Here is a 17,257-nt window from a genome sequence, read left to right as displayed (position 1 = left end):
TTGCTAGCCGTTTGGTCACCCCAAACCAGGCTCGCCTTTTCCAGCAGAAAAGCCTCGGCACCTAATGAACTGCTCCCCATTAGTTGGACTGAGAAATCAGTTACCGACTAGTGGGGAGTAGTTGTCATTGAGAGCACGAAGTTCGCTAAGTGAATATCAGCGCGAGCAATTGGTTGAACTATTTGAGCAAGGCATGGGTTATACAGCCGCTGCCAATGCCCTTGGTGTCTCCAAGTATGCCGCCCGTATGCTCTGTCGTCGGTTTAAGCTGCATGCAGGCTATGTCTTGTGGAGAAACCGACTAAGCAGCAGTACTCGTTCGAGATCAAGAAGGAAGTTGTCCAACGCCACCTTGCTGGCTAGACAGCGATGGATCTTGCACGTGAATTTGGCCTGTCATCACAGCAGCTGGTCCGCGGGTGGTCGTGGAAATGGCGCAAAGACGGCGATGACGCGTTGAAACCAAAGCCGAAGGGCAGACCCAAAGGATCGGTCACGCCGAAGCCGCTGTCGGAGGAAGACAAGCTGCGTCGCGAAAACGAACGGTTGCGGGCCGAAAATGCCTATCTAAAAAAAATGCGGGACTTGAGGAATCAGGGACGCGCCTGAAAGTCCAGGCGATTGTCATCCTCAAGTCTCACCACCGCTTGGAGTACCTCCTAGAGGCAGCAGGTATGCCACGGTCGACGTTCTTCTACCACCAACAACGACTCAGTAAGCCAGATAAGCACGCCGAGCTCAAGCAAGCGATTCGGGAAAGCTTCGAGCGTAACAAGCATCGCTACGGCTACCGACGAGTGCTACTTGACCTACGCAACCAGGGCTGGGTGGTCAACCACAAACTCGTCTACAAACTCATGCGCCAGATGGGGCTTCGAGCTAAGATTCGCCAGCGCAGACCGTATATTTCCTATGTTGGGACGATCAGCCGCATTGCTGACAATAAACTTGACCGCAAATTCACCCCAGATAAGCCAAATACCGTCTTTGTCAGCGACGTCACCGAGTTCAGGGTTGCAGGCCGCAAGGTCTACCTGTCACCGGTGATGGACTTGTTCGACCGTTCAATCGTTGCCCACACCGTGGCTACATCGCCGTCGACAGCGTTGACCACCGATTCTTTGTCCAAGGCGATCGCGGCGTGGGCACCTGAACCCGGGTGGATGATGCACACTGACCAAGGTTTCCAGTACCAGCATGCCTCCTGGCGTGACCTGATTGGCGACAACGGTGGTGTTCAGTCGATGTCGCGTAAAGCCAACTGTTACGACAACGCGGTCATGGAAAATTTCTTCGGGCACGTGAAAACCGAGATGTACCACGGAGAAGTCTTCGACACGGTCGCAGAGTTCAACCAAGTAATCGACGAATACATCCAGTGGTACAACACCGAACGCGTCCAACAACGACTCAAGGGCCTGACCCCGATGCAATATCGAAATCAGACCCTTGAAGCCCTAACCGCCTAGAGTTAAACCAGTCCAACTTTCGGGGACCAGTTCACCTCGGATCCCCGCGGGGCTTTTTCTGCCCCTCACCCTTTCACTTTTGCTTTAGGTAAGGGTAAGTTAACTCCCACTATGACCTCGAACCCAGTTACCCTGAACACTCCGACGAACACTTCCGCCTACCGCGCGGCCTTTTCTGACCACCTACTCTTGGCCGCCCCTTCTGAACCGCACCATCGAATCATCCGCGCCACTGTTTATGACGTCAGCGCCCCGGCAGAAAACCTGCAGAGGATCGTCATCCGCTCCCCCGAGCTAGTCGGCTTTCAGCTTTCCGGCCCGGACGAATTCTTTGGCCTCTTTATGCCGGCTAAGCCCGGCGAGAATCTCCATTTACCCCTCCACGGAGGTGGCGCCAATATCCGCGCAAGCGTTACAGCCATGCCGGAGACCCAACGCCCAAATTTACGTTGGTACACCGTACGCTCACTCGATCCCGAGTGCGGACAGATAACTTTCGACGTGGCGACACATGGCGTCAAAAATCCAAAGGATGAGCACGTCGGACCAGGGCTCGCCTGGGCTCTTGCAACTCGTGTTGGCGACCAGGTAGGCATCTGGACATGCCAGGGCCTCTGGCACCGCGCGCAAAGTTCACAAACACTTATCGCAGACCCATCTGCCGTACCTTCCGTTCGCGCCATTTTGGATTACGCGGATGCGTTTGCCCCGGAACAGTTGCGCGACATACACCTCGTAGTGGTCGCCGAGAACCATGGTGACCTCGAGCCATCCCTCGTCGCCGACTGGGAGAGCAAGCTGGGCAGCCTAGAAGTGCTGTTTAGCGCTACAACGGACTTCAGCACGGCAGTGATGTCCCACCTACAGCAACTGGACCGTGCCGAACACCCCGCAACACAGTCGAAGTACGTCTGGGTCGCGGGTGAAGGACAGCTCTGCAAGGAAGTACGGCGCCACGCAATTCACACCTGGGGCCTCAATAGCGAATCCGTGCAGTGGTGCCCCTATTGGTTCCTAGGCAGGGCACGGCCTTAATTGGCCACAATCCCTCGCGGCACAATAATCGGAGCCATACCGCGGGGATCTTCCCACACCTCGGCATTCAAGCCATATGCCTCGCGCAACACATCCACCGTCAGAGCCTCCTTTGGAGAACCCTCGGCGATCTTTTCCCCTTCCTTCATGACGATCATCTCGTCGCTAAAAGCTCCCGCCAGGCCAAGATCATGAAGTACGGTAATCACCGTCTTGCCCTCTTGAGCGAGCTCCCGCACGATACTTAGAATCTCTATCGCATGTGCCGGATCTAGGTAGGTAGTCGGTTCGTCCAACAGCACAATTGGCGTATCCTGCGCCAACACCATCGCCATCCAGACCCGCTGCCGCTGGCCGCCAGAAAGCTCCGCCACGTCGCGGGCAACAAGATGGTCAACCTTCGTCTTCTTCAGCGCCTCGCGCACTTTTTCTTTATCTTCTGACGCCGTCGCTCCCCCACCCCAGAGCGATCGACGATAAGGGTGCCGTCCGCGCTCCACAAGTTCTCCAACGGTCAATCCCGCCGGACACAGCGGGTGTTGTGGCAAAAGCGCAATTAGTTGGGCGGCTTCGCGCGACCGCAAACTATGCACGTCCTTTTTCTCTACAAGAACCCGTCCTTCGGCGGGAGCAAGCAGCCGAGAAAGCGTCTTGAGCAACGTCGACTTGCCACAACCATTGGGGCCTAAGAGCGTGGTGACCTTCCCGGGCTCTGCAGTGAAAGACACGTCCTTAACAATGCTTGGGCCGTCGTTGTAGCCCACGGTGACGTGATCAACTTGAACGTTCATTGAACCATTCCTTTCAGAGTTCCGCGACGGGCCGCCAACCACACAAGCAACACCAACGCGGGGCCACCGATGATGGCGGTAACCAAACCCACAGGGGATGTAAATGGCAGTGCGCCCGCCACGACGGCGCACGCAGCTAATAGAGCAGCGCCTGCAAAAGTAGAGCACAACGGATGGGGCGTGGGCGTTCCGGCCACCAGCTTGGCCAGCTGAGGAGCCAATAGTGCCACGAATCCAATTGGGCCGACAAAGGAAACCACCACCGCGACAATGCCCGTTGCGGCAATGAGCAAAATAGCGCGCACCCTCGTGACATTTACCCCAAGTGTGGACGCGGTGGCGTCATCATGAGAAAGAAGAGGGACATCGCGCGTAACACAGAGGCCTAAAACTACGAAGGGCAACAGGCCCAACACCATAGGCAACAAAGCTTCCATACGCACAAAGCCGGTAGACCCAGCGAGCCAAGTTTGGGCATCCGTGGCACGAGTTAAGTCAGCCCGGAGCAGGAGATACTGCACTAAAGACTGCGTGAGGAAAGACAGTGCCAGGCCGATGACCACTACGCGCTGCGACGTCCCGAAGCCACCGAGTAGAACGAGCAAACCAACGATCACTAGTGCGCCAAGCAAAGCGAGTGCAGCACGCCACCAGAACGTCGGCGCCCCCTCACTCCATGCAGGGCGGGTAACTACGGTGCCCGCCACAACCAAAACCGCCGCGCCGCCGGATACACCGAGAATGTCCGGGCTGGCCAGCGGATTGCGGGCCATGGTCTGAGTCCACGCACCTGCCAGCCCTAGAGCCGCGCCGACCAGAACGGTAGCGATTGCTACAGGCAGGCGGAGATCCCACACCACGTTGATTGCTTGCTGTGTGCCCCCACCGGTGAGAACCTCGATGACTTCCATCGGGCTGAGCTTCACCGCTCCTTGCCCCAGGATTAAGCAGTAACAAAGAGCCGCTATGAGGGCGAACCCTGCCGAAGCCGCCAGGACGCGTCTGCTTCGTGAACGCTTAATACTACGGATAGACGTCATATCGCTCATATCGTCAGCTCCGAGTCATTCGAGGTCGGTGAACTCTTCTTACGTCGCACCGCCAGAATCATCACTGGGGCACCGACAATAGCTAAGACAATGGACATTTCCAGCTCGTTAGGCTGCAGGACGAAGCGGCCCACAATATCGGCTAGCAACACAGCCGCGCCACCAACAATGCCGGTCGGCAGCAAGAGGCGAGTCAGGGACGGGCCGGTAAACGGGCGTAATAGGTGTGGCACGGCGAAGCCCACGAATGTCACAAGCCCCACAGTGGCTGTCGCCGAGCCGGCGAGGATGATCACCGCTGCGGCAGCCAACAAGCGGGTTCTCGTGGGCGAGCTGCCAAGGGAACGGGCGGAGTCCTCTCCCATCGCAAGTAGATCCAGCGGGCGTGCTGCAAGCGCACCGCATAGAGCACCTAGTGCTAGACCTAAAGCAGCTAAGGCCACGTCTTCCATACCCCGCCCAGCCGTAGAGCCAACGGTCCAGCGGCGGAGCCCTTCCAGGGTGTCGGAAGAATAGAGGCTCAGCATATTCGTGGCCGCTTGCAGGGCGAAGGTAACTCCCACGCCCACGAGTACCAGAGTTAGCGGGTTACGCGATACGCGGGAAATCAACAGCACGATTAAGGCAGCGACGGCCGCCCCGACGAGCCCTACAAGTGTCCGCTCCCCGACCGTCGTTGCCCAGCCCAAGGTCAGTGCCGCAGCGACTGCGAAACTTGCTCCAGCGTTCACGCCGATAATGCCGGGATCTGCCAGGGGGTTGCGGGTCCAGCTCTGAGCAATGGCACCCGCCATAGCCAGGGCTGCGCCTGTGATCACAGCCAAGAGGGTGCGCGGAACGCGCAAGTCCCAAATGATGCCGGACTGTTCAGCATTGATGCCGGATTGCGTAGATGGGTGCGGACCATGCATGAGGATGCTGGTCACTTCGCCAATGGAAAGATCTTTGGAACCCAAGTACAGGGAGGCAAGCAGCAGCAAAGCCAAGCCAACGAGTGCGGCCGAAGTAAGCAAACGCCGGGAAAACACCAAAGAATATCGAGTTCTTGAAACGGACACTTTCAATTAAATTGCGTCAGAGAACTTGTCGACTGCCCAGGGGATGGTCAATGGGTTCGGCATACTCATTGCATTGCCCACGTTTTCGTCCATCCAGCGGACCTTGCCTTCGCGAACAACGTCCAGCTTGCTGAATGTTGGATCCTTCTTCAAGGTATCGGCGGCACCCTGGTAATCAAGGATGAAGAGGTAATCGACGTTGTTGAGGTCGCTGTAGTTCTCAGGTGCGATGTCGCGGTAGAACTCGCCCCCGTTACCTTCGAGCTCCTTCGGGATCTCGAAGCCCAGACTCTTGATAAACTGCCCGCGACCGTCACCGGAGGTGTACAGGCCGATCTTTCCCTGATAAGGCATGACGATAGCCGCACGCTTGCCTTTGAGCTCAGGGTGCTGCTGTTGGAAATCATCGAAGGCCTTCTGCGTTTCTTCGACGAGTTTGTCGCCTTCTTCTTGCTTGTCTACAGCGCCGGCGATCTGGTTGACCTGATCCCGCCAGGGGATCTGCCAGTCCGTGGCACCGTCTGGCTTAACGGTGGTTGGGGCGATGTCATTAAGCGCCTTCTTCGCCTGCGCGTCTACGGCAGAGTTCACCGCAATGATCTTGTCCGGATTAGCGGCGGAGATCTTCTCCAGGATTTCAGCAGTGAATCCGTTGGCAGTACCGTAAACCACTTCAGGCTTGTTGTCGCCGAGCTTTTCGGTAGCCCATGGGCCGACGCCAGACGCATCAACATCTCCCTCAGCACCCCAGGGCGCTACGAGGACTGGTTGGATGCCTAGAGCGAGCAAGGTATCGCTGTCTCCCAGGCCAACTGCGGCGATGCGCTCATCCCCGGTGCCCTCATTTTTTGACGCCGCCGCGTCGTCGCCTCGGGAGCAACCAGACAGAACAAGAGTGGATGCTGCCAAGACAGCGGCGGTCTTCAGCGCCGCTCGACGGGTCAGCGAATTGTTTCGAAACATGTGAAAGCCTAACGTGTAAGGAACTCTTTGAGACGCTGTAAAGTACCCGTAGCCCCAAGAGACTGATGGCCTCTTTCGGCTACGGCCAACACAGTAATCGGGTCTATATTACACAGGTAAGGCTAACCACACAACAGGCTGCCCTAAGTTAGTCCGCTTCCCGCTCGGCCGCTACCGACTCCATCGCCGCCCTGGCCACCCTAGCCACCCTGGCTCTCAGTGCCGAGATGCTCGCGCTATTGCAACTCGTGGCACCAACTGTCGGAAAAGTTGCACTTCGAAGGTCGAAATGTCGCTAGAACGGGAATCTGTCAGCACAGGCGCGCCTCCGAATTTTGCGACAATTCCCTGACCTGCAGTTTTGCGGAGCTGCAAATCAGCGTCTTTAACGCACTCCCGTTCTAGCGACATTCACCCCTGCTAGCGCCCCAAAAACGGCGCCGTCGGCCACGCATTCCCGGTCTAGCGACATCTGCACATCCTCACGCCGCCAAATAGGGCGCCGGCGCCTCCCGTGACGCAATCCCCCCAGCACTGCGCTCGCACAATCTCACATTCCGCTGGCGCTGCAGCCAAGCGGAAAGCGTGGGCGTCAATAAGAAAAAAATAGGCCCCCTACCGCAACAATGTGAACTGCTCCCCATTAGTTGGACTGAGAAATCAGTTACCGACTAGTGGGGAGTAGTTGTCATTGAGAGCACGAAGTTCGCTAAGTGCCGAGGCTTAACTTTTTGCGCTTTTAAGTACTGCGCTCAACTACTGGTCAGCGACCAACAACTCCGCAATCTGGATGGTATTCAGAGCAGCGCCCTTACGCAGATTGTCGCCAGAGACAACCAGCACCAGGCCACGCCCCTCCGGAACCGACTGATCGACACGGATACGACCCACCAGGGACTCATCCACACCAGCGGCGGCAAGCGGATTCGGAACGTCGACGACCTTCACGCCCGGCGCGGACTCCAGCAGTTCGGTTGCCTTCTCTACGGACAGAGCATTCTCAAACTCAGCGTGAATCACCAGCGTGTGGCCAGTGAACACCGGAACGCGCACACAAGTACCAGCAACAGCCAGCTCGGGGATAGACAGAATCTTGCGGGACTCATTGCGGAGCTTCTGCTCCTCATCAGTCTCCAGCGAACCATCATCAACAAAGTTTCCAGCCACCGGCAGCGCGTTGAAAGCAATCGGTGCGACATACGGACCAAAGTCCTCCGCAACCAGAGCCGAACCATCAGTGGTCAGCTTCTCCAGGTTGTCGATGTTCTCGCGCACCTGGCCAGCCAGAGTATTCACACCAGCAAGGCCCGAACCCGAGACCGCCTGATAGGAGGACACACGCAGACGCTGCAACCCGGCCTCGTCGTGAAGCGGCTTGAGAACCGGCATCGCGGCCATGGTGGTGCAATTCGGATTCGCGACAATGCCCTTCGGGATGTCCTGCAAAGCATCCGGGTTGACCTCGGAGACCACCAACGGGACCTCCGGATCCTTACGCCACGCCGACGAGTTATCAACAACAACAGCGCCAGCAGCCGCAAAACGCGGAGCCTGCTCCTTCGACAGCGTGCCGCCAGCGGAGAACACCGCGACATCAATGCCCTTCAGATCCTCATCAGAAGTAGCCGCGACATCCTCGACAACAATCTTCTCGCCGCGGAACTCCAACTCCTTGCCCGCACTACGAGCAGAAGCGAAGAAACGAACCTTATCGGCCGGGAAATTACGCTCCGCCAACAGGGTGCGCATCACACGGCCAACCTGACCAGTGGCACCAACAACAGCAATCGTGGTCATAAGAACTCCTTAACGTCCCGTACCAGCGTAAACAACAGCCTCGGTGTCGCCACCGAGATTGAAAGCGTCGTGCAGAGCCTTCACAGACTTATCGACATCCTGGTCATTAACCAGCACCGAGATACGAATCTCAGAAGTGGAAATCAGGTCGATATTCACACCCTCATCAGCGAGCGCCTCACAGAACGTCGCAGTCACACCCGGGTGGGACTTCATGCCAGCACCGACCAAGGAGACCTTGCCCACGTGATCGTCGTAAAGCACGTCCTTCCAGTCGTTGTCAGCCTGCAGCTTCTTCAGCAACGCCATCGCCTTCGGAGCATCCTCGCGCGGGCACGTGAAAGTAATGTCAGTGCGGTTATCCGCGACGGTGGAGACGTTCTGCAGCACCATATCGATGTTGATCTCCGCATCCGCAACAGCACGGAACATCTTCGCCGCCTGGCCCGGATCATCCGGAATGCCCAGCACGGTCACCTTCGCCTCGGAGCGGTCATGCGCCACACCGGTCAACACTGCTTCTTCCATAGGAATATCCTCCATCGATCCATCAACAAGGGTGCCAAGTTCATTGCTATACGACGAACGCACACGCAACGGGACATTAAACGCACGGGCGTATTCGACACTTCGCAGCTGCAAAATCTTCGCGCCAACCGCGGCCATCTCCAGCATCTCCTCGAAGGAAATGGTGTCCAAACGCTGGGCATCCGGCACAATGCGCGGATCCGCCGTGTACACGCCATCCACGTCGGAGTAAATCTCGCAGACGTCTGCCTCCAGAGCTGCCGCGAGAGCGACCGCAGTGGTATCCGAGCCACCACGACCCAGCGTAGTGACGTCCTTGGTCTCGCGGTTCACACCCTGGAAACCGGCCACTAGGCAGATATGGCCCTCATCGAGAGCCTCACGGACACGGCCCGGAGTGACCTCGACAATGCGGGCGTTACCGTGGCGCTCCGTGGTAATTACGCCGGCCTGCGAACCGGTAAAAGAACGGGCCGAGGCGCCGAGGCTTGCGATAGCCATAGCGACCAGCGCATTGGAAATACGCTCACCGGCGGTCAGGAGCATGTCCATCTCGCGTCCCGGTGGGACCGGGTTGACCTGCTCAGCGAGGTCCAGAAGCTCATCGGTGGTGTCGCCCATTGCCGAGCAGACAACCACGACGTCATTGCCCTGCTTTTTGGTTTCCACAATTCGTTCTGCAACACGACGAATGCGTTCGGCGCTCTCCAGGGATGAACCACCGTACTTCTGCACAACCAGTGCCATGGTCGGCAACCTCCAAAAACTAGGCAACTATATGCACGTGACTATTATTGACTCAATTTACTTGAGTCGCATTCGTAATTACATAGTGGGTTACCAAAACGTAGCTTGCGGAGGTTGTGCGGAGGGTTTGGATCGGGTTGCGTGGGGGTTTGCGGGGTGTTTGGGCGTGGGTTGGGTGCGGATCGGACGCTGCTGCGGGCTGCAAATGTGAAACTGACTAAGTTTATGACAAAAATATGCCCTGAAACTTGTCAAAACTGTCATAAACCTAGTCAGTAACTCTCGGTACTGTGCCAGGAACTCCGGGCTCAGTCAGCTCCACTCCGAGCTCAGTCAGCTTCTTGGCCGAACCAGCTAATTCCCGAGGCGCTGCGGGCACCAAGCACTGCCCCGCCCAACCCCTGCGAAGTGGACATGACAAGTGTTGCGTGCCTAGCATCTCCTACGTGAACAATGACCTTCTCGCAGCGATACTGGCACTGCTGTCCGCACTCAGCATCGCGTGGGGAACCGTCATCCGCCACAACCTCTCCGGAACACTGGAAGAGGGCACCAGCACACTTCGCGGAGTGGCGAAGACCCTGAAGCTGCCGCGCTGGTGGCTGGGCTCGGGCCTGGCGATTGCCGGGTATGTATTTCAGGTCGCGGCGTTGGCATTTGGCACGTTGCTCCTGGTGCAGCCGTTGCTGGTCATGAAGCTGATGCTCACGCTCCCGCTGGCGGCGAAGGTCAACGGTCGGCGGATTTCGCGGTCAGAGATGATCTGGTCCGTGGCGCTTACTTTTGCGGTGGCGACGCTGGTGTTGCTCGGCAAGCCGACTGCCGGCTCCACCGATATCCCCACCTACCTGTGGGGATGGGCTCTTGCCGTCGGTGGCGTGGTCACCTGCGGGCTTTACGCCGCTGCAGTTCAGTGGCCCAACACCGGCACCGGCGCCGGTGGCGGCTCAGACACCAAACAGCGCGGAGTGCTGCGCCAGAACCCGAAGGCCCTACTGCTCGGCACTGCAACCGGCTGGCTGTACGGCTTCGTCGCGCTGCTGTCTAAGTCGGTGGTCGATACCTATGTCAACGACGGACTTGTCCAGCTCCTGCTCTCCTGGGAACTCTGGCTGCTGGTGGCACTGGCGGTTATTGGCGTCGGCCTGCAGCAGGCGGCTTTTAACGCGGGACCGTTGCAAGCTTCGCTGCCAGCTATGACCGTCGTGGAGCCGATCGTTGCCTTCAGCTTGGGATACATCGTTCTTGGTGAGCGCTTCCAGGCAGTTGGTGTGCAGTGGGTGGCGCTGTTTATCGCACTGGTGACCATGATTTCTGCCACTATTGCCCTGGCGGCTCGGCCGGCAGAGGCGACCTCCACAAGCGCCCCAAGCATCGCAAACACCGCAGACACCGACGCCCCAAGCACCGAAATCACCACCACAGACTCCACCGATGCCGCCGCGCGGTAAGTAGAGTTCAACTCTCCCGGGTTGCATGACCTAAATTGGTATGTGCACTTATTAAGTCGTTAGCGATTTGTCGGCCTGGCTATCCCCTGCCCGGGAATTATCCCTGGTGAGAAAGACCCGTGGCCGCTATGCACAAGGTCACCAAAGGTAGGACTCGATGGGGCGTCATTCCCATTCCAAGCGGGCAACTTCCAAGCGGGCATCCAAACCGACATCTAAGCGGAAGTCCGAACGCGCAAACAGCACCAGCGCCGCAACCAAAACCGCCGCAACCAACACCAAAGCAAAGCCCCAAAAGGGCAAGAAGCTCAACTCGAACACCATCATCGCCCTGCTGTTGATCATTGGCGGTTTGGGCGTGCTGCTGTACCCGGTTGTCGCAACGCAGTGGAACAACTTCCTGCAGGCCCGCGCCGCAGATGAGTACTCCAAGCTGGAGAAATCCGCTCCTCCCGAGGTCTTGGACACCGCCTGGAACGAGGCCCACGAGTACAACGCCAGCCTCGGCGAGGTCAATCCCGGCGACGCCTGGACCACCTCCGATGACGAGTCCTCCCCCGAGTACCAGCGCTACCGCCACTACCTCGACGTGCTTGGCGAGACCGACGCGCTCGGTCGCATCGTCATCCCGTCCATCAACTCTGACCTGCCCATTTTCCACGGCACGTCGGAAAAGTCGCTTTCGCGCGGTGTCGGTCACCTCTACGGCACCGACTTCCCGGTCGGCGGCGTGGGCGAGGGCGAAGGTCGTCACGCGTCGCTGTCCGCGCATACGGGTCTGCAGAATGCGACGCTGTGGGACAACCTCGACAAGGTCAAGAAGGGCGACGCGTTCTACATCGCAGTCGCGGGTCACAAGTTGAAGTATGAGGTCCACGACGTAGCCGTCGTAAAGCCGGATGAAACCGATGCTTTACGACGCGTCCCCGGAGAAGACCTAATCACCCTGATTACGTGCACGCCTTACGGCATTAACACGCACCGCCTGCTGGTGACGGGGCACCAGGTGCCGATGGATCCTGACGAGGAATCCGTGTTCGACGGCAGCGGTTCGCAGTGGCAGTGGTGGATGTGGGCCATCCTGGCAGCAGCGGCGGTGATTATTGCGCTGCTGATTTGGTGGCTGCGGAAGCTCTCGCGCGACGGCAAGAGCGAACCGGAGGCCGAGCGCGAGAGCGACGAGGCGGAGGATTAGGCCCCCTTACGAGGTGGCCATCACCTTCGTCTCCCCGATTGCGTCCTTGATGTCGTTGATTCCCTTTTCAAAGATGCGCTGGAGGCCCAGTGCCAGGATCAGCGACGGGATGATGAACAGCGCCAACATGAACATCAGCTTCCAGTAGTCGGCCTCGTAGATACCGGCGATGGAGCTGCGGAACATGTCAATCGCGTAGGTACCCGGCAGCCACGGGCTAATGTTCTGGACCCACTGCGGCACCAGAGGCAGCGGATACGCGCCACCTGCAGCCGAGACCTGCATCACCAGCAACAGCACGCAGATGGCCTTGCCGGCATTGTCGAAGGTGAAGACGAACGAGAAGACGATCATCATGAACACCAGCGAGATGATCCAGCCGGCCAGCAGCATCAGGAATCGGTGTGCGGGATCGATGCCCACGTACACCTGGAGTCCCAACACCATCAGCGTGGCCTGAACTAGGCCAACGGTGGCGAAGGTGGCGAACCGGCCGAAGTACTTCTCGGCGCGGGTGTAGTCATCGGTCTGGGCAGCGTTGATTTGCTGGTCGCTGGACTTCTCGGCCTCAGCGTCAGCATCATCGCCGACCTCAGCGGCTGCATCGCTCTGCGCATCATCGAGCGCCTCATCGCTCTGCGCCTCATCGACCGCAGCTTCGACCTCATCAGCACCGACCTCATCGCCGACCTTCTGACCGCCGCGGCTACGGACCGTGGTGCGGATCAGCACCGACGACAGCAGCGCACCGATCCACAGCGCGAGGGTCGCATAGAACGGCGCCATACCCGCACCGAAGCTCTGGACTGGGAAGACGGGGTCTTCCTCGACCTGCACCGGCGCGGCCAACTGCGCTGCCAGGGCACTTGGGTCATCACCGACGGCCTCAGCAATTCGCGAGAGGTCACCGGTGTCCTTCGCCTCTTCCAGCGCGTTGTGAATCTCGTCGAAGCGAGCGGCCAAATCATCAAAGCGGGTGCTCAGACCCATCGTGGCGGCGCTGGTCTTACGAAGCGTATCCACCGGCGAGCCGGAAATCGTACCGCGGATGCCGCGAATGTCCTCGCCAATGACCTCGATGTCGTTGCTCAGACGCGACACCGGCTCCGACAGTGCGTCGATCTGCGGGCGCAGGTTCTGCTCGTAGGAGTTCTTGGCATTTTCCACAGCCGCAATCGCAGCCGTGAAAGCGTCCTTCGCCTGGCTTATCGACGATCCCGTATCCCGGCCACGACGCAAATCCGCCGCCACGGCGGAGAAACTCTCCTGCAGCCCACGGGTGCGAGCAATCGAGGTGTTCAGATCGGAAATCGCGCGGTCATAGCCCGGCTTAGCGACACCCGGAACCACTGCCCCCACGGTGTCTTCCAGGCGGTCGCGCATCGCAGTCAGACCGTCGGCCTGCTGGCCGAATTTGGCCGCCATCGCATCGAAGGTATCCGCGGTCGCGCCGCTGGTGGCCTGGGTGCCGTCGACAAGCTCGTTGACGCGGTCGCGCACGCCTTCGTAGCTCGACTGCGTTGCGTCGAGCGCCGTGCTAACCGAGTCGCGAACATTGCCGACCCCGGCTTCCAGATCGCCTGCGACGTTGCCGTCACCCGAACCATTGCGCAGAATGTCCATCCGCGCACCAGCGTTTTCCAAAATGGAATCCGCGGTCTCCACCAGCGGCACGGTGGTCTCCACCAGCGTGGACAGCGAACGAGCAGTCTGCGCACCGGAGCGCAGCCGCGCGGCGGTGTCATCAACGCGGTTTTGCACGCGCGTCAGTGCCTGCTTGGAGTCGGAGGTGTTTAGATACTCATCCAGCGAGGTGATCACGCCCAGCCCAACACTGGCGACGACCTGCGTGAAGTTCTTGTCAATCTCCTGAATAACGCCACTCGCGCCCTTACTCGTAATGATTGACGAAAGCGCGTTCTTCTTCTCATTCGTATAGAGCGTCAGCTTAGGCGCCTTGGTGCCCCGGACGTAGAAGGTCATCAGTTCAGTACTGAAGTTCTCCGGAAGCACGATTGCCGCGTAGTAGTCACCGGACTTAGTGCCGTCGATGGCGTCCTCAGAATCCGTAATCTGCCAGTCAATTTCGTGGTTACGGCTCAGCTTCGACAGCACCTCATTGCCCAAGTTGACGTCAATCGCACCGATATCCGTGCGATGACCACGGTCATTACTGGCGACCGCAATCTTCAGCTTTTCGGTGTTCTCAAACGGCTCCCAGCTGGCCAGCACATTAAAGCAGGTGAACAGCAGCGGAATCAGCACCAGACCGAAAACCATGATGCCGGTCATCGTGTTCTGGCGGATCACCCGAAAGTCGTTCCGCACAATTTCAAGAACGTTTCTCATTAGGCTTCACCTTCTGGGGAAGTCTTCACGCTTGCCGACGACACCTTCGTCTGTGGCTCAAACGTATCGCCAGCATTTTCCAACGAGTACGCATGCGGATGGGAAGTCTGGTGCTCCATGTAGGCGCGCAGCTCCTCCTCCGACATCTCGCTGAGCTCCTGGGCGTGAATCACAGACTGCTTGACGTACTCGCGCACCGCGATGTAGGCGAGGCAGAGCAGCACAAACAGGCAAGCCAGACCGAAGAACAGGGCCTTCTGATCCGGGTAGTTACGGGCCAAAATACCCAGCACCACCAGGGCGGCCAACGAGACACCAATGGCAATGCGCATGAACAGCGCGTAGCTGCCACGCAGATTCTCCATCCGCTCGTCGACTCGCGACTGGTACTCCTCGCGGTTACGCAGCGCAAAGACGAGGTCACTGAGCTTGTATCCGCTACCGACCAGGTGGACTTCTTCGTTGTTGACCAGTCCGCCCTCTTCAAGCTGGTGGTTGACCAAGACATTGACCGAGGACAGGCTGCGGCGCAGCCAGTAACCGACCACGTAGGCGACCACTGCCATGGCCATCAAGGTGAGCATGTTCTTCAGGTAGTAATTCGAGTAGAAACCACCAATGGTCTCGCGGAGAGCATCAATGCCGTAGGTCAACGGCAAGAACGGATTCAGCGCCTGGAAGAAGTCCGGGGTCATCTCAATTGGATAGAGACCGGCGGCGCCAGGAATCTGAATAAACGCGAGCACTACGGCAATACCACGTCCCACGTGGCCAAACGCCGCCACCAAACTGTAAATAATGGCGAGATAACACAACTCCACCACGACACAGGTGAGGACGAACGCAACCGCGCTGACATGCTGCACACCAATGACGATGTCACCGATAGAGACAATCAGCGCCTGGAAAGTAGCGATGATGCCCAGCAGCAATGTGCGGCCCATGTACGCCTGGCCCACCGTGATTTCCTTGAAACCTTCCGCGTCGACTTCCACGCGGAAAATCACAATCAGAATGAACGCACCAATCCACAACGACAGGTTGGTAAACAGCGCCGCCATACCCGAGCCGTAGTGATCCACCGGGAACACGGCCTCAGTCTGGATCTCGGCCGGATCGCTCAGGAACTGCGAAATTCCCTCGGGGTCGAGGTCATTGACCATGTTCATGGCTTCGCGCTCTTCGGTGGTACCCAGGGTAAGAACATCGAGACGCGCGGTTTCCAGGCCATCGCGTACGCCATCAAGGTCAGCCTTGAAGCTCTCGAGGACCTGAGTCGCAGCGGAAAGCTGCCCACTCGTAGCGTCGAGAAGCGCGGACGTTTCCCGGACGGTGTCCTTTTGCGCGCCAAGCGCCGCCGCGTACGAACCCACGCGCGCGTTGAGCTGATTAAGGGCCCTGCTCAACTGCGGGAGTGCGTCCTTGGACGCCTGGCGGATCTGATCCGAGGCGGCCTTGCCGTCCTTAGTGGCCTGCGCCAATGCCTCGCTGGTGGCGTTGAGGGAGTCGAGAGTTCCCTGCGCCGAGCCAGAGACATTCTTCAGGCCCTCCACCAGCTCTTTATTGGTGGCGTTGCTCTCGTCGAGCGCATCGATTGTGCGCTGGATTGCCTGTTTATCCGGGCCGTTGAGCGGGCTGGCATCCAACAGGGAATTCAGGCCGCCAATGACCTGATCCGCCTGCTTGACGATGTCCTCCGCCGCAGCCGTCGCGGAATCCGAACGGGAAATTGCGCCCTGCAGATTGCCAGTCATCGCGCCGATCGCGGCGTTGGCGTTACCGGTGCCCTCTACCAGGGCGGTACTGCCCTGCAGGTAGGCGTCGTTGAGATCCGCGGAGAAATTCAGGACCTCGTTGTTGAGCTCACCAGTAATCGCCTGCACCTGCGTCAACGCATCCTGGGCATCGTCGAGGGCCGTATCTACGCTGCCAAGAGTCTTCTTAATCTGCGCAATCGTCGGCTGCAGATCGCCAATCTGCTCCTGGATAGCGTCGACTTCATCGCGGCTATTGGCAACCGCATCAGCGACATCCTGGAAAGCGTCGGCGGAATTGAGACGAGCCGCATCGAACCGCCCCTGCAGCAGGCCGCCAGCTTCCTTAACCTCCTCGGTGACCGCCTTCGCAATCTCCTTATTAAAGGAAGCGGAGATCTGGCCATCAATGCCGGACGCGCCCTGCGCCGTGATGTGCGGCGAGATCGCGTTGATTTTCTGGTTAGCGCGGTATTTCAGCTTTGCTGGATGCCCCTGCCCTTGGATCAGATCGACCATTTCCTGCGAGAAATTCGGCGGAATGGTGATTTCGGCATAGACCTTGCCGCGCTTTAGATCTCGGTCTGCCTTCTCGGCATCGGGGAACTGCCAGCCCAGTTCATGATTTTCTTTTAGTTGTTTGACCACCTGGTTACCGATATTGAGACTTCCGGTAACCGAGGAACTCGCGCCCTTGTCCTCATTCACAATTGCCACGCCGATGTTCTCGGTGTGCTCATACGGATCCCAGAAGCCCGGGATGTTGAACCAGGAATACAAGGCAGGGGTAATCATCACGCCGATGATAATCACCCACACTCTTGGGCTATTGCGGAGACGGCGCAAGTCTCGCTTCAGAATAGACCAGCTAGTTTGCACCTTAAGGACGCTATCATCTTTACCCCGCTAAATACATTGGTCCTAGCTTTAGAACTATCGATGGGCGGGGCCGTCGGCAACGCCTTTCACTGCACGGAGCCCCACCGCACAGCCCCTAACGACGCAGAACTCTTACGGCACAGAAACCCGCGCATATTTCCCCCACTAAAACCCCCGAATGATGAAATTCAT

The 17,257-nt window shown here is 58.5% G+C and carries 11 protein-coding genes and 1 pseudogene; 4 read left to right on the top strand and 8 right to left on the bottom strand.

Going from position 1 to position 17,257, the window contains the following annotated elements; translation table 11 throughout:
• Positions 1-279: 279 nt before the first annotated feature.
• Together CHU70_RS05225 and CHU70_RS05220 are read left to right on the top strand one after the other, a co-directional pair.
• Positions 280-1,469: pseudogene (locus CHU70_RS05225) on the top strand (IS3 family transposase); the annotation flags it as partial.
• 111 nt (positions 1,470-1,580) lie between these two features.
• A complete protein-coding gene (locus CHU70_RS05220) occupies positions 1,581-2,504 on the top strand; it encodes a siderophore-interacting protein (protein ID WP_016421889.1) in 924 nt (307 codons plus the stop codon).
• Here the strand turns inward: CHU70_RS05220 and CHU70_RS05215 are convergent.
• The 6 genes from CHU70_RS05215 to CHU70_RS05190 all read right to left on the bottom strand — a co-directional run bounded on the left by CHU70_RS05215 (position 2,501) and on the right by CHU70_RS05190 (position 9,437).
• The gene (locus CHU70_RS05215; RefSeq protein ID WP_016421888.1) at positions 2,501-3,295 is read right to left on the bottom strand and encodes an ABC transporter ATP-binding protein; all 795 of its coding nucleotides are present in this window, start codon (positions 3,293-3,295) and stop codon (positions 2,501-2,503) included. The two genes, CHU70_RS05220 and CHU70_RS05215, sit on opposite strands and share 4 nt — an antisense overlap.
• Positions 3,292-4,344 carry a FecCD family ABC transporter permease gene (locus CHU70_RS05210; protein ID WP_370449632.1) on the bottom strand — a complete coding sequence of 351 codons (1,053 nt, stop codon included), beginning with the start codon at positions 4,342-4,344 and terminating at the stop codon, positions 3,292-3,294. Before CHU70_RS05210 ends, CHU70_RS05215 begins: the two co-directional genes overlap by 4 nt.
• Positions 4,341-5,357 carry an iron ABC transporter permease gene (locus CHU70_RS05205; RefSeq protein WP_222865499.1) on the bottom strand — a complete coding sequence of 339 codons (1,017 nt, stop codon included), beginning with the start codon at positions 5,355-5,357 and terminating at the stop codon, positions 4,341-4,343. The genes CHU70_RS05210 and CHU70_RS05205 overlap by 4 nt, the downstream gene beginning before the upstream one ends.
• A 51-nt stretch (positions 5,358-5,408) precedes the next feature.
• Complete coding sequence (locus tag CHU70_RS05200) at positions 5,409-6,365, bottom strand: iron-siderophore ABC transporter substrate-binding protein (protein WP_049171163.1); 957 nt, start codon at positions 6,363-6,365, stop codon at positions 5,409-5,411.
• Positions 6,366-7,121: 756 nt separating this feature from the next.
• A complete protein-coding gene (locus CHU70_RS05195; RefSeq protein WP_049171166.1) occupies positions 7,122-8,162 on the bottom strand; it encodes an aspartate-semialdehyde dehydrogenase in 1,041 nt (346 codons plus the stop codon).
• A 9-nt stretch (positions 8,163-8,171) separates the two neighbouring features.
• Positions 8,172-9,437 carry an aspartate kinase gene (locus tag CHU70_RS05190; protein ID WP_048733180.1) on the bottom strand — a complete coding sequence of 422 codons (1,266 nt, stop codon included), beginning with the start codon at positions 9,435-9,437 and terminating at the stop codon, positions 8,172-8,174.
• Between the two features lie 446 nt (positions 9,438-9,883).
• Between CHU70_RS05190 and CHU70_RS05185 the strand changes: the two genes are divergently transcribed.
• Both CHU70_RS05185 and CHU70_RS05180 read left to right on the top strand, forming a co-directional pair.
• Complete coding sequence (locus CHU70_RS05185) at positions 9,884-10,888, top strand: DMT family transporter (protein WP_147719237.1); 1,005 nt, start codon at positions 9,884-9,886, stop codon at positions 10,886-10,888.
• Positions 10,889-11,045: 157 nt separating this feature from the next.
• Positions 11,046-12,083, top strand: coding sequence for a class C sortase (locus CHU70_RS05180; RefSeq protein WP_070827602.1), 1,038 nt, complete (start codon positions 11,046-11,048; stop codon positions 12,081-12,083).
• A 6-nt stretch (positions 12,084-12,089) separates the two neighbouring features.
• Here CHU70_RS05180 and CHU70_RS05175 read toward each other — a convergent pair whose 3' ends face one another.
• The gene (locus tag CHU70_RS05175; RefSeq protein ID WP_147719238.1) at positions 12,090-14,432 is read right to left on the bottom strand and encodes a YhgE/Pip domain-containing protein; all 2,343 of its coding nucleotides are present in this window, start codon (positions 14,430-14,432) and stop codon (positions 12,090-12,092) included.
• Positions 14,432-17,065: a YhgE/Pip domain-containing protein gene (locus CHU70_RS05170; protein WP_147739782.1), complete on the bottom strand. Its 2,634-nt coding sequence runs from the start codon at positions 17,063-17,065 to the stop codon at positions 14,432-14,434. The genes CHU70_RS05175 and CHU70_RS05170 overlap by 1 nt, the downstream gene beginning before the upstream one ends.
• Positions 17,066-17,257 lie beyond the last annotated feature (192 nt).

This window comes from Corynebacterium sp. LK10 (genome assembly GCF_008042455.1).
In the GTDB taxonomy this organism is placed as follows: Bacteria; Actinomycetota; Actinomycetes; order Mycobacteriales; family Mycobacteriaceae; genus Corynebacterium; species Corynebacterium jeikeium_D.
The sequence above is the reverse complement of the archived record's forward strand: the minus strand, read 5'-3'. Positions and strand labels throughout refer to the sequence as shown.